This is a genomic window from Treponema sp. HNW, assembly GCF_050320395.1.
Taxonomy (GTDB): Bacteria; Spirochaetota; Spirochaetia; order Treponematales; family Treponemataceae; genus Treponema_C.
The window spans coordinates 177530-190835 of record NZ_CP144459.1; the positions used below are offsets into that span (position 1 = coordinate 177530).

A 13306-nucleotide genomic window follows, 5' to 3' on the forward strand; every position below is an offset into this window, starting at 1 on the left:
TCCTAAAAGGTGTACAAAAGCAGTCCTGTGTCGGCATCAAACAAGTTTCCTCTTTTTACTTTCAGTGCTGCATTTTGCTCGGGGATACAATGACTTGCTTCTTCTTCGGGGCATTTTGCTATAAGATCAAGTTTTTTATTTTTCGACTTTAGATGTATTAACACCTCCGAGCCCATCAGCTGAGTAGTATAGACCGAAAAGCAGGTTCCCGGATCCGTATATTCGGTTTTTATGTCGATATCTTCGGGGCGTGCATTTAAAACCAGTTTGTCGGTATTCATATCGGGTATATGCGGAGGCAGTTCTATGACGCTTGTATCCGTCAATTTCGGATAAAATTCGATTTTTTTATCTTTGCGGACCAATGTTCCTTCAAGTAAATTCGTTTCGGGGTTTCCCATAAAGTCGGCAACAAAAATATTTGCAGGTTTATGGTATACCTCCGACGGGCTGCCTATTTGCTGTATTGTTCCTTTTTTCATTACGACAATTTTATCCGAAAGCGCCAGAGCTTCCGTTTGATCATGGGTTACATAGATACTGGTTGCGCCTAAAGAACTATGCAGTTTTTTTAATTCCGAGCGAAGTTTCATACGAAGCTTTGCATCCAAATTCGATAAGGGTTCGTCAAACAGCAAAATGGAAGGCTCATTTACAATCATACGGGCAACCGCAACACGCTGCTGCTGGCCTCCGGAAAGCTCATGAGGATATCGGCTGCGGTATTCTTCTATATCCATTGCATCCAAGACCCGTTTTATTTTTTCCGCTTTTGTTGCGGCATCGACTTTCATTTTGCGCAGCCCGAAAGCGATATTCTGCTCGACGGTCATATGGGGCCATAGAGCGTAGTTTTGGAATACAAGCCCCAGTCCTCTTTCTCCTGCGGGTAAATTGATTTTTTTCTCTGCGGAAAAAATGAGCTTATTGTCGGCATATATTTCTCCGCCTTCGGGGGTTTCAAGTCCCGACAAACATCTGAGGGTTGTTGTTTTTCCGCAGCCGGACGGGCCTAAAAAGGTTACGAAGTCTCCTTTTTGAACATCAAAACTTATATTATCGACGGCATGAACGTTTTCAAATTTTTTTTCAAGATTTACAAACCGTATATAACTCATCTTTTAATCTCCTCAATGATATTTTTTTGTTGCTGTAAACGTTTTTTTACAGTTCAATTTTACCTCCGATTTTCGACAATAAGAGGTGTCCCGTTATTACCATAAAAATAATAATTACCATTATGCCGTAAGAATGCTGTACAAAGCCCTGTTCGGCATATCTGAAAATAACCGAAGTCATAAGGGTTGTTTTCGGCGTAACAAGTAAAATAACCAAATCCAAGGTTCGCATGGTAGTAATGAAATTTAAAAGCATTGCGGACAAAACGCCGCTTTTTGCCAAGGGGAAAATAATTTTTGCAAACCGTGTACCCCAGCCGATGCGGTGAACAATCGCAACCTCTTCAAGCGAGGGATCTATTTGGTGCATTGCGGTAATACCGGCAGAGGAAGAAAAGGGTAGATGCTTAACCGTACAAACCAATATCAACAGGGCAAAGGTACCGTATAAACTCGGAAGAGGCCCTATTTTACTCGCAAACAGGGTAAGGTATATACCGCCGAAAGCTACTCCGGGAATTAAATATGGTGCAAAGGTAAGATTTTCTATGAGCTTTGCTAAAAAAGTTTTTCGCCCTTTTACAACAGTGTAGCCTATTAAAATTCCGATAATCCCGCTTATAAGGGCAACCAGAATACTCAGTTTTAATGAATTGGCGGCAGCATCCAATATTATTTTATTTTTAAAGATACCGGCTTGCCCCATTGCAATGTTACTGTCTTCTCTTCCGAACCAATAATGCAGGGTAAAATTCGAAAGACTGTAAGAGCCTTCCTGCTTCATAAAGGTTTGTATAACCAATAAAAGCAGGGGGGCAAAGATAAACAATATCGTAAATAAAAGAAGTAAAACCGTAAGCGGTATACGCCATTTACCCAGTGTAACTTGTTTTTTAACGGACCCTTTTCCGCTTATAGTAACATATCTTTTACGGGTACCGATAACAATTTGATTAAGAATAACGACAAAGGTTGTAGCAATAATAAGAAGCAGGGCCAATACATAACCTTCCCCGTATAATTGATTGTTCAGTGCGGAGTATATGCGTGTCGAAAGCGTATAATAACGTATAGGTAGTCCTAAAAATGCCTGCGTACCGAATTCTCCGAGTCCCTTGCTGAAGGTCAAAATAAAACCTGCACCGATGGCGGGCAACACCATCGGCAAGGTTATTTTTACCAGAATTTCGGCCTTTGAGGCGCGCAGCAATTCGGCACTTTCTTCCAAACGGGAGTCGATATTCGCCAACGCGCCCCTCATCATAATAAAAAAATACGGAACATAGTGTACGCCCAACGAAATAACAATAGGAATATAACCGTATATGAGCCATTGGGGCGGATTTACACCGAATACGGCATTCAAAAATCCCGGAGTTCCGCCGTATTGCTCGCTTTTAAATACGGTAATCCAAGCCATTGCCAGTGTCCATGACGGAACTATATACGGAATAATAAGTACAACCGAAAAAAATCTTTTAAAGGGTATGTCCGAACGCACAACAAGCCATGCAAAAAAACAGCCGCCGAACAAAGAGAGCGCAGTCATCCCCAGCGCTATAAGCAAACTGTTTACAGCCGGCTTATATAAAAGAGATTTAGACAAACTTCCTGCGGTAACCCGCTTCCAGTTAAAAAATGTAAACGCCCCCTCGCGGGCACCCCGCACCATTCGTTCGGCATTTGCATCGTATGAAAAGGATTTTCCGATCATAAACAAGACGGGAACGAATACGAGAAAAATCAACAAAGCCGCAATAATCCAGCCCCATATTCTTTCAGGTTTTGCACTCGGCAATAACAATCTTTTTTGTTCCGTATACATTACGTCCTCTCTCATTAGCGGGAAAGCCAAAAATCCCTGACTTTAAGTCCTTCGTAGTAAATATAATCGGTATCCAAACCCCAGCTTAATTTTGTTACGTCTTCAAGAGAGGTATTGCTGAGAGATTTAACGTCGGAGCGTGCAACCCATTGGCCGGGAACGTAAAAGGATTTTAATCCTTTACCTCCCTGAGCATCGCCGAGCATATATCGAATTAAGAGTTTTGCCGCATTCGGATGAGGAGCTTTATTGGCTAAAAGAAGATAATTTCCTTTGTAAATACCGAATTTAGGTTCTACATTCCATGCGATTGCGAGTTTTTGCCCCTTTTTGTTATCGCGAATTTTCGAAGATGCAATACACAAGCCTAAAGGCGCATTCGTTTGGCCGGGAGCACCGACTGCGGAAGAAACGCTGCCGTCCGAACTTGTTAAGACAAGATCATTTTTTAAAATTCTGTCAATCCATTCAAGTCCGGCATTTTCAATACCCGGTGATAAGGTCAACTTTTTACCGAATTCTTTTTCGTATGCGGCAGCCATTAAATCGGAATGCTTTACAACCATTTGCAAAAAATTCATATTTTCATTAGCCTGCATAGGATCTTTCATTTGGAATTTTCCCTTCCATTCGGGACGGGTAAAATCCCACAGGTTGTCTACGGGAGGCTCTTTGTAGCTGTCCGCATTATAAAAAATGACCTTTGCTTCGATTGAATGAAGCAACAGGGGCGTCCTATATCGAGGTTCTATAACATCAAGGGTTTTTACTCCGTCAATTAAATCTGCAGGAACATAAGTGGAAGCGAGTCCCTTTTTTATAAGGTCATACAATATAGTCGTTTCATCGGCAAGCAAAAGCACATCTACATTATATAAACCGGCCGCCTGTTCTTTTGTCAGCTTTTCTATTTGTTGATTTGTCGGAATATCTATCGCCTCTATTGTAATTTCCGGATACATTTTACCGAATTCTTTTACCGCATCAAAAATTCTTGATGAAAGCGAATAAATAACAACTTTTCCTTCTTTCTTTGCAGCCTCATAAACCATATCCCAATTTTCTTCCGAGGGAATAACTGCCGCACTCTCACGCTGCCCCGATGATACTTTTTCTTTAGCACCGCCGGAGAAGAGTGAAAAAGACAAAAAACATACTACCGTTACACAGAATAATTTTTTCAGCATAATCGCGCCTCCTGTAAATATCTTACTTTGTGTTTTTAAATTTGTCAAATTTTATTTCATTTTTTATAGAAAATTAAATTTTTATTTCATTTCGGGCTTGAGATTTTTATCCGCTGATATTTATTCAACATGCTTTGTATTGTGTAATGATTCTAAAATGGTTTTGCAGCGGTATAAAAACAGAGAGACAGGAGGGTATAGGGTATTATCGTTTTCCCCTTACTCGGCAAAAAAAATGTTATAAAGGCGGTCCAAGTCTTCGCGAGAAAAATAGTCGATGGTGATGCTTCCGCGCTCGAAATTTCCTTTAAGCGAAACCTTGGTGCCGAGCTTTTCTATAAGGTTTTGCTCAAGAAAAACATAGTCTGCATCGCGCTTGTCGGCGGGTTTTGCCGTTTTTTTTGCCGAAGCTTTTTTACCCTTATTCATTTCAGCGGCAAGCTCTTCGGCTTCACGGACGGATATACCCTCATCGATAATACGCTTAAACAGTTTGTCGCGCGAGGAGATGTCGTTGACCGATAAAACCGCACGGGCGTGTCCTGCAGAAAGGGTACCCGCCGAAAGGGCGTCCTGCATGTGTTCGGGAAGCTTTAAAAGGCGAAGGGCGTTTGCAACGGTCGAGCGGTTTTTACCGACGCGCCGGGCCGTTTCTTCCTGGTTTAAGTTGCCCAGCTCCATAAGTTTATAGTAGGCTTTTGCTTCTTCGAGCGGGTTTAAATCTTCGCGCTGAATGTTTTCGATGAGGGCGACTTCAAGTTTTTTGGTATCCGAAAATTTTTGAATACGCACGGGAACTTCTTTAAGCCCCGCCATACGGGCAGCCCGTGTGCGCCGCTCGCCTGCAATAATATAATAAAAACCGCCCTCGGCTTTTTCAACCAAGACGGGCTGAATAATGCCGTGCTCTTTTACCGAGTCCGCAAGCTCTTTGAGCGCGTCTTCATCGAATTCGCGGCGGGGCTGATGGGGGTTCGGCTGTAATAAGTCGACGGGAATAAAAACATCCGCAGCGTTTTCCGCCGTCGTGCCGGTTTCCGCCGGACGTACCGTTCCTTTAAAACCGGAGGCACTGTGAGCTTGTCCCGCTTTTTTCCCCGAGGGAACAATTTCCGCCGAAGCCGGAAGTGAAATACCCGCTTCCGATTCCGCCTGAGGCAAGAGGGCGTCAAGGCCCTTTCCCAAACCGCCCTTAGCCATGCCGTATTACCTCTTCGGCAAGTTTTTCGTAACTGCGCGCTCCTACACAGGAAGGATCGTAAAGGCAAATCGGTTTACCGTGTGAAGGCGCTTCGGAAAGCCGTACGTTGCGCGGAATGATTGTCGAGAACACCGAATCTTTAAAATAGGCTTTTACCTGTGTTACGACATCGTTTGCAAGGCGTGTGCGGGAATCATACATTGTAAAAAAAATACCGCCGATTTCCAAATTCGGATTTATCGAAGCCTGCACTTTTTTAACCGTTTGCAGCAAAAGCGATATTCCTTCCAAGGCAAAGTATTCGCACTGCATAGGTATAAGGACGGAGTTTGCAGCTGCAAGACCGTTTAGGGTTAAAAGGCCTAAAGAAGGCGGGCAGTCTATTAAAATATAATCGTACAGAGGCAAAAGCGGCGTTAAAGCTTTTTTCAAAAAAAACTCACGTTCGGCCTGATCCACCAGTTCTATTGCCGCTCCGGATAAATCGATTGAAGCGGGAACCGCATCCAAATTGATAACTTCGGTATGACGTACGGTTTGCTCGTAGCTCGATAAGCCCGCCATCAATTCGTATATAGTGGGTTTTTCCTTGGAAATACCGACACCGGAAGACATGTTTCCCTGCGAGTCAAAATCAACTAAAAGAACTTTTTTACCGGCAGCCGCCATATATGCACCGATATTAATAGCGGATGTGGTTTTGCCGACCCCGCCTTTTTGGTTTACAAAAACATAGACCTTTGCCATATACATAGTATATCATTTTTTTTATAAAAAGTATATATTAATATAAGGAGAATATAAGGAGAATGTATGCAGGAAAAGTATCTTAAAGATGTCCGTATCCACGAGTCCACCTTTATTGCATGGAACGCCCACGTAAGCGGAGATGCCGAACTGGCGGAACATACATCGGTGTGGTTTTCGGCAACCGTACGCGCGGATATGGCACCGATAAAAATCGGCAAAAACAGCAATATTCAGGATAATGCGGTTGTTCATGTGGATGAAAACATTCCCTGTATTATCGGCGAAAACGTAACCGTAGGGCACGGCGCAATTCTTCATTCATGTACGGTAGAAAACGGCTGTACCGTCGGTATGGGGGCGATTATTTTAAATGAAGCTCATATAGGAGAAAATTCGATGGTCGGTGCGGGAGCCCTTGTTACTCCGGGAAAATCGTTTCCGGCAGGAAGCTTGATTATAGGTTCTCCTGCAAAGGCCGTTCGCGATTTGCGGCCCGAAGAAATCGAAGCAATGAAAAAAAACTGCGAAAATTATGTTCTGCATGCCTGTGAGGAGAAAAAACGGGCAAAGGAATGAGTATGACCGTACAAACTCTTATTGAAAATTTACCTGCAAGCACTGTGTATCTTCCTCCTCATACCAATACAGTTGAATTTACCGAAGTGATTGCAGGCGATTTGATGAGCGATATCCTGGTTTCGCAAAAAGACGGGTATCTGCTTATTACGGGGCTTGCAACCGAACAGGCTATCAGAACAGCCGATGTTTCGGGCGCGGCTGCCGTTCTTTTGGTCAATGATAAGCTTCCTTCAATCAAAATGAAAGAACTTGCGCAAAGCTGTCAAATTCCGCTTTTGGCAACAGCCTTGCCTATGTTTGAAGCCTGTTCGGCTATTTGCAGACTTATACTCTTCGGATAGGCGGTACCGGATACACAATGCGGCATAAAATACCGGAAACAAGCATCATAGGGCAAATTCCTCTCGATTATACAAGTGCCGTTTTATCGAATCCGCTAAAAAAAGGAAGCTGTGCGGGAATAAAGGACTGTATAAGAGTGCGTATACGTAAAATGCCGGACGGCCGCTTTTTTGCCGAATTTTTTACCGACACGCAGGTTTTTCACCGCAGTTTCGACTCCGAACGGTTATGCTCTTTTTTGCAAAATATTCCCCGCACCGATGAGGTGTTGTGGCGGCAATGCCTTTTTATCGGCACCGAACAGGAAGTCCGCATACTCACAAATAAAAAAGGTAAAAGTACGGTTTTGACAAAATCGATTGCGGCAGCCGCTGAAAAGGTTCAAAAACAATCATTCGGTTTAAATCGGCAAAAGGACTATATTATCGGAGAAAACCGCCCCGTACCCTTTTTAATCGCCTTGGGTATTATGAATGAGCAAGGTAAGGTGTTTGCAAAAAAATATGCAAAGTTCCGCCAAATCAACCGCTTTTTGGAATTTATAGACGATATTCTTCCCTGCCTGAGCGCCGACGGTGCGGGAACCGAACGGCCCCTTTCGGTTATAGACTTCGGCTGCGGAAAATCCTACCTTACTTTTGCCGCCTATCATTTTTTAACCGATATAAAAGGCTTAAAGGCCGAGATTGTCGGTTTGGACCTCAAGGCCGATGTCATCGAGCACTGCCGCACCCTATCCCGTGATTTGGATTGGGGCGGCTTGGACTTTCAGGTTCGGGATGTCCGCTCATACGAAGCCGCCGGCACCAAGCCCGTCGACATGGTTATTGCCCTTCATGCCTGTGATACCGCAACCGATTACGCCATCGCCTTTGCGCTAAAACACCGCGCCCGTGCCATCCTCTCGGTCCCCTGCTGCCAGCACGAATTGAATGCAAAGTTAAGTTCGGGTGGAACCTCGCAGGCGTTCAAGGCCCTGATGCGCTACGGCATTATAAAAGAGCGCTTTTGCGCCCTTGCAACCGATGTGATGCGCGCCGAATTGATAAAAAAGACCGGTTATGAGGTCGATATCTGTGAATTCATCGACACGGAACACACGCCCAAAAATCTGCTTATACGCGCGGTGCGCCGAAAAAAAGGAGCTGTCCCGAATGTTCGGAATGACAGCTCCTATGAAGATTTATGCAGTGCCCTCGGTACGCGTATTACCCTCGAAAAACTTATTGATTGACGGATTTTCCGGATTCGCGGTATGAGAGAACCATCCGTGTCAGCTTTTCTCCGACTTCTTTAGCCTTTTTCAATCCTCCCATTTCTTCTTCCAAGGTTTTATGCGGAATAATCAATTCCAGTATTAACGGAAGTGTATAAGGAGAAGCGGCAATCAATTCGCACACCCTATCCCAATCGATAACACCCGTGAAGGGAAGCATGTGTCTGTCCGATTGCTGGATTGAGCCGTCCCGATCCGTCGAAAGGGACATATCGATGGATTTGTTGTCATGCAAGTGTACCGCGACCAATCTGCTGTAATACCTTTCAAGGAATTCATGACTGCACTCTTTACATGCTAAAATAGAATGCCCCGAATCAAAACAGATTCCCATATATTCGGGAGAATAGCGGTCAAATAATTTATCGAATTGTTCAAACTGATATTCTTTCGGGGTGCACATAATATTTTCAATGGCAATCCGTACATTTTTCGCCCTGCAATAGGATTCCATTTCATCAAAGGATTTAAAAGCCTGTTTCCAATAGAGTTCTTTAAAGGAACCGTCTGCTTCAAAATCTTCGTAGGGCAAAACCATGTGTAAAACGATTTCTTCGGCTCCGACTGCATGCGCCAAATCGACCCTGTTTAAAACAAGTTCCATGCCCGACAAGCGGTTGTATTCATGGGGCGAGGTAATGTCCTTTCTTGAATCGCGCAGCCGATGCCGATTTAAAAAGCGATGCTGACCGTCAATAACCCTAAAACGCGTATTTCCCTCGGATGCGTGAACGCCCTTACACTTTAAATGATATTTTTCAAGCAGTTCTTTGATTTGTATAATTTCCCATTTCGAGTACAAATATTCAAAATCCCAGTCATGACACCAGTGGACGTGCGAAAAACCGGAGTCGGCCAGTTTTTTCAGTTGACAGTCCATTGATTCGGGAGATAATTCGTAGATTCCGAAATCACTTGCCAATGCGAGTTCCATGTATCCTCCTTTTTGCTTCAAGCAAACTCGACATGACAATTATTACCTTCCTTGTTCACAATTGTCAATCACTCGCATATCGGCTTAATTTTTTACCGATTGACGGAGTTTCCGCGGATTGACCGGAGGTTCAAAACTGCGGTACAATCGCCTTATGATTTATTTAACCGAAATATTATGCGTTGCTATCATTGTATTGCAGCTTTTTATTATTCTTGTGCTTTTACTGCACAATCCTTCCGATACGGTTACAAAAACCGCCCGCGAAAACAGGGAAGAACTGTCGCGCACGATACAGGGTTTTTCTTCGGTATTCGATACACGTATTAAGGCTCTGCAGGATTCGATTTTTAAAATAACCGGAGACAGCCGTCAGGAGTTTGCCGCAAGCCGTCTGGAATTGAACAGCGCTTTGCAGGCAATCCGTCAGGACAATACCGTCCAGTTGGAGAAAATGCGCTCTACGGTTGACGAAAAACTTCAGCACACGCTGGAAACCCGTTTGGGGCAGTCATTCAAATTGGTAAGCGACAGGCTCGAACAGGTACAAAAAGGCTTAGGCGAAATGAACGCCCTTGCAGCGGGTGTCGGCGATTTGCAGCGCGTGCTGTCAAATGTAAAAACAAAGGGCGTGCTCGGCGAGTTTCAGCTTGAAAATATTTTGCAGCAGCTTTTAACCGAGGCCCAATACGGGCGGAACGTTAAAACAAAGCGCGGCAGTGCCGACGTGGTTGAGTTTGCAATCAAGATTCCCGCAAAAACAAAGGAGCCTTTCGCGGGAGGTAAAAGCGATTTTATCTGGCTGCCCGTGGACGCAAAATTTCCGACGGTGGATTATCAACGGCTGCGCACCGCCTACGATGAAGGTGATGCCGGCGCTATTGAAACGCATACGGCGGAATTGGCCAAGCGCATCAAACTTTTTGCCAAAAGTATTGCCGATAAATACATCGACCCGCCGAATACTACCGAATTTGCCGTTATGTTTTTGCCCTTTGAAGGCTTGTATGCCGAAGTACTTCGTATTCCTTCTTTGTTTGAAAGTATCCAGCGCGAATACCGCGTAACGATCGCCGGTCCCACAACCATATCGGCTTTTTTAAACAGTTTACAGATGGGCTTTCATTCCCTTGCGGTTGAAAAACGGACGGGAGAAGTGTGGCGGCTTTTAAACACCTTGCGCAGCGAATTTGAAGCCTTCGGCGGTATGCTTGAAAAAACGCGCGAAAAAATAGAACAGGCCGGGAAAGAATTGGAAAAAGCCGGAACCCGTTCGCGGGCTATCGAGCGCAGTTTAAAAAAGGTCGAAGCCCTGCCGGAAAATCAGGCTTGAGACCCGTATCCGCAAGTTTGAAATCCGTTCCGGCTTGAGATTTTATCCCGCGCAGGATTCGCATTCTTCCACTTCAAGGGATTTTGAGCGCACATAGTAAATCGACTTGACGCCTTCTTCCCATGCAAGTATGTATAAGTCCATAACCTGACGCATTGTAAAGGTATTGGTGATGTACAGGTTTACCGACTGCGCCTGGTCTATATGCCTTTGGCGCACACCCGCCGCCCGCAGCGACCAGCTTTGGTCAATCGTGTGGGCGCTTTTATACAGCCAAAAGGTGTCCCGGTTTAAGCCCGGAGCGACACGCGGCATAATGCTGCCCTTTTTTTCTTCTAAAAAATAGCGGTTCATAATCGGGTCTACTCCCGCACTGGTGCCTGCGATAATCGATGTGGAAGAAGTCGGGGCAACGGCAATAAGGTAGGCGTTGCGCATTCCCTTGCAAGCCGCTTTTTTTACCTCATTCCATTCATCGCCCGTATAGCCGCGCTTTTCAAAATAAGCGCCCGTATTCCAGTCGGAGCCTTCAAACAAGCTGTATGAACCCTTTTCGGCGGCTATCGACGCGCTTGCTTTTACCGCCGCCCTGTTAATGCGCTCAAAAAGTTTATCGGCAAAGGCAAGGTGTGCTTCGCTTTCCCACACGATTCCCTTTTTTGCCAGTATGTGGTGGTAGCCGCTTGTTCCCAATCCGATTGAGCGGTAGCGTTTGTTTGTAATTTCGGCATAGGTTAAAGGATAAAAATTCAAATCTATAACGTTGTCGAGGGCGCGTACCGCGCTTTCGGTAATTGTTTCAAGCTCGCCTTCTTTGTCGGTGTCGATATTGCCGAGCACCAAAGAGGCGAGGTTGCATACGACAAAGTCTCCCGCCTTTGTGGTTTCGGCAATCAGGGTATCTCCGTTTTCATCTTTTATTTCGCGCTTAACGAATTCAATGGCGCTCATGTTTTGGGCAATTTCGGTACAGAGGTTCGAGCAGTAAATCATTCCCGTGTGGGGGTTGGGGTTTGCTTTGTTTACCGTGTCGCGGAAAAAGGCAAAGGGGGTGCCCGTTTCCACTGCGGACTTTAAAATAAGGCGCACCAATTCTTTTACCGAAATCGACCGCTTGTGAATGCGGCTGTCGTTGATACAATCCCGATAGCGCGCTTCCCATTCTTCGCCGTAAAAATCTTCGAGGGCATAGCCTTTGATTTTTAAAACTTCGTGCGGGCATAAAAGATACCAGGGGGCGTCTATGTTTTCTTTTGCGGTTTTCCAAAACAAGTCCGGATAACAGACAGCCGGGAACACGTCGTGAGCCTTCATGCGGTCGTCGCCGTTGTTTGTGCGCAGCTGCAAAAATTCGGGAATGTCCTTGTGCCACACGTCAAGATAAACGGCAACCGAGCCTTGCCGCACGCCCAGCTGGTCTACGGCAACGGCGGTGTCGTTTGCAAGTTTTATCCAGCGGATAATGCCGCCGGCCGCTCCCTGAAAACCGCGTATCGGCGAGCCTGAAGCGCGCACTTTGCCGAAGTACAGCCCCATGCCGCCGCCGAATTTGGACACTTGTGCAAAGTTGTTTATCGAGCGGTATATGCCTTCAAGAGAATCGGGAACGGTGTCTATAAAGCAGGATGAAAGCTGATGGTAGGGTTTGCGCGCATTGGAAAGGGTGGGCGTTGCAACCGTTACCTGCAATTTACTGAGCATGTCGTAAAAGCGCAATACCCATGAGGAGCGCTCCGTTTTTTCGTTCATAGCCAAATGCATGGCGATTCCCATAAACATTTCCTGCGGTGTTTCAAGGGGAACGTTTGAGCGCGTTCGGATAACGTAGCGGCGCAAAAGCAGGTCGAGGGCGCTGTAAGTTAAAAGGGCGTTTCGGTTTTCTTCTCCCGAATCGCAGCGTTTTAAGACTTCTTCAAAGGAGTCGATTTCGCTTTTTGAATATTGCTCGAGAATATAAGAGCCGTACAGTTTTTCATCGGTTAAGTATTTGATTTTACCGTAAAAACTTTCGATACCCGCCACGCTAAGATTTTCGTTCAGTTTGATTTTGAATTGAATCATTAAAAGGCGGGATGCGATGTATTCCCAATTCGGCGCTTCCTGTGTGGTCAATTCCACCGCCGCGCGGATAAGGGCGCTTAATGCGTCGGAATCGGAAGCTTCCTCTTTTTTAAATGCCGAATATTTATGATACAGCGCGTCAAGCGAATATTCGTCGTCGGGAAAATCTTTTTGAATCGATTTTAATTCGCCGTCCAAATCGAGCGATACAAAGGTTTCGGTTATTCTTTTACGCGCTCGGCGCTTTTTTGTCCGGTTTTCGCGGTATAAAATAAAGCTTTTTACTTCGGCCGGATAGTTATGCTTTATCAGCGTTTTTTCAACCAAATCCTGTATCGTTTCTATATGAATTCGGTTTCCCGCCTCGTGCAGCCGTTTTAATTCTTCTTCAATTTCCGCAGTCAGGTGCTCTACCGCGCTTGTGTCCGTTCCGACGCTTTTAAAAGCCGCAGCCATCGCGTCCGCAATTTTTATACTTCTAAAGGCTTCCGTTTGCCCCGTCCGTTTAATAATTTCCATTGATTTTCCACCCGTTAATCGCTTTGTAATCTATGCGATATTGTAGTGATTATAAACTTCTGAGGAATAAAAGGCAAGGGCTTTGAGGAAGCAAACCGCAAGGAGCGCAGAGGATGCTCGTTTGGGGCATTTTTTGACGAATTTGAGGGGTTTTGTGCATGTTTGATAAGCCGCCAGTGCG

At 45.1% G+C, this 13306-nt stretch carries 11 protein-coding genes; 4 read left to right on the forward strand and 7 right to left on the reverse strand.

The window, feature by feature from the left end; genetic code table 11:
- Positions 1-2: 2 nt before the first annotated feature.
- The 5 genes from V1L52_RS00855 to V1L52_RS00875 form a co-directional block, all read right to left on the reverse strand.
- Entirely contained in the window at positions 3-1118 is a 1116-nt protein-coding gene (locus V1L52_RS00855) for an ABC transporter ATP-binding protein (protein WP_428770407.1), read from the reverse strand.
- 46 nt (positions 1119-1164) lie between these two features.
- On the reverse strand, positions 1165-2943 hold the full coding sequence (locus V1L52_RS00860) for an ABC transporter permease (RefSeq protein ID WP_428770408.1): 1779 nt from the start codon (positions 2941-2943) through the stop codon (positions 1165-1167).
- A 14-nt stretch (positions 2944-2957) separates the two neighbouring features.
- Positions 2958-4130: an ABC transporter substrate-binding protein gene (locus tag V1L52_RS00865; RefSeq protein ID WP_428770409.1), complete on the reverse strand. Its 1173-nt coding sequence runs from the start codon at positions 4128-4130 to the stop codon at positions 2958-2960.
- A 219-nt stretch (positions 4131-4349) separates the two neighbouring features.
- Positions 4350-5330 (reverse strand): ParB/RepB/Spo0J family partition protein, encoded by a 981-nt coding sequence (locus tag V1L52_RS00870; RefSeq protein ID WP_428770410.1) that lies wholly within the window; start codon positions 5328-5330, stop codon positions 4350-4352.
- Positions 5323-6078, reverse strand: a complete 756-nt coding sequence (locus V1L52_RS00875; protein WP_428770411.1) for a ParA family protein — start codon at positions 6076-6078, stop codon at positions 5323-5325. Before V1L52_RS00875 ends, V1L52_RS00870 begins: the two co-directional genes overlap by 8 nt.
- Before the next feature lie 66 nt (positions 6079-6144).
- On the opposite strand from V1L52_RS00875, the gene V1L52_RS00880 reads away from it, so the two are divergent.
- From V1L52_RS00880 to V1L52_RS00890, 3 genes are read left to right on the forward strand one after another with little or no spacing between them, the layout of a single operon-like run.
- On the forward strand, positions 6145-6657 hold the full coding sequence (locus V1L52_RS00880; RefSeq protein ID WP_428770412.1) for a gamma carbonic anhydrase family protein: 513 nt from the start codon (positions 6145-6147) through the stop codon (positions 6655-6657).
- A gap of 2 nt (positions 6658-6659) precedes the next feature.
- Complete coding sequence (locus tag V1L52_RS00885; RefSeq protein WP_428770413.1) at positions 6660-7001, forward strand: hypothetical protein; 342 nt, start codon at positions 6660-6662, stop codon at positions 6999-7001.
- Positions 7002-7018: 17 nt separating this feature from the next.
- A complete protein-coding gene (locus V1L52_RS00890) occupies positions 7019-8236 on the forward strand; it encodes a class I SAM-dependent methyltransferase (protein ID WP_428770414.1) in 1218 nt (405 codons plus the stop codon).
- On the opposite strand, the gene V1L52_RS00895 is transcribed toward V1L52_RS00890, so the two are convergent.
- Positions 8226-9212, reverse strand: coding sequence for a sugar phosphate isomerase/epimerase family protein (locus V1L52_RS00895; RefSeq protein ID WP_428770415.1), 987 nt, complete (start codon positions 9210-9212; stop codon positions 8226-8228). The genes V1L52_RS00890 and V1L52_RS00895 overlap by 11 nt on opposite strands.
- A 154-nt stretch (positions 9213-9366) precedes the next feature.
- Between V1L52_RS00895 and V1L52_RS00900 the strand changes: the two genes are divergently transcribed.
- Entirely contained in the window at positions 9367-10545 is a 1179-nt protein-coding gene (locus V1L52_RS00900) for a DNA recombination protein RmuC (RefSeq protein WP_428770416.1), read from the forward strand.
- Between the two features lie 42 nt (positions 10546-10587).
- On the opposite strand, the gene V1L52_RS00905 is transcribed toward V1L52_RS00900, so the two are convergent.
- On the reverse strand, positions 10588-13125 hold the full coding sequence (locus tag V1L52_RS00905; protein ID WP_428770417.1) for a ribonucleoside-diphosphate reductase subunit alpha: 2538 nt from the start codon (positions 13123-13125) through the stop codon (positions 10588-10590).
- Between the last annotated feature and the right edge of the window lie 181 nt (positions 13126-13306).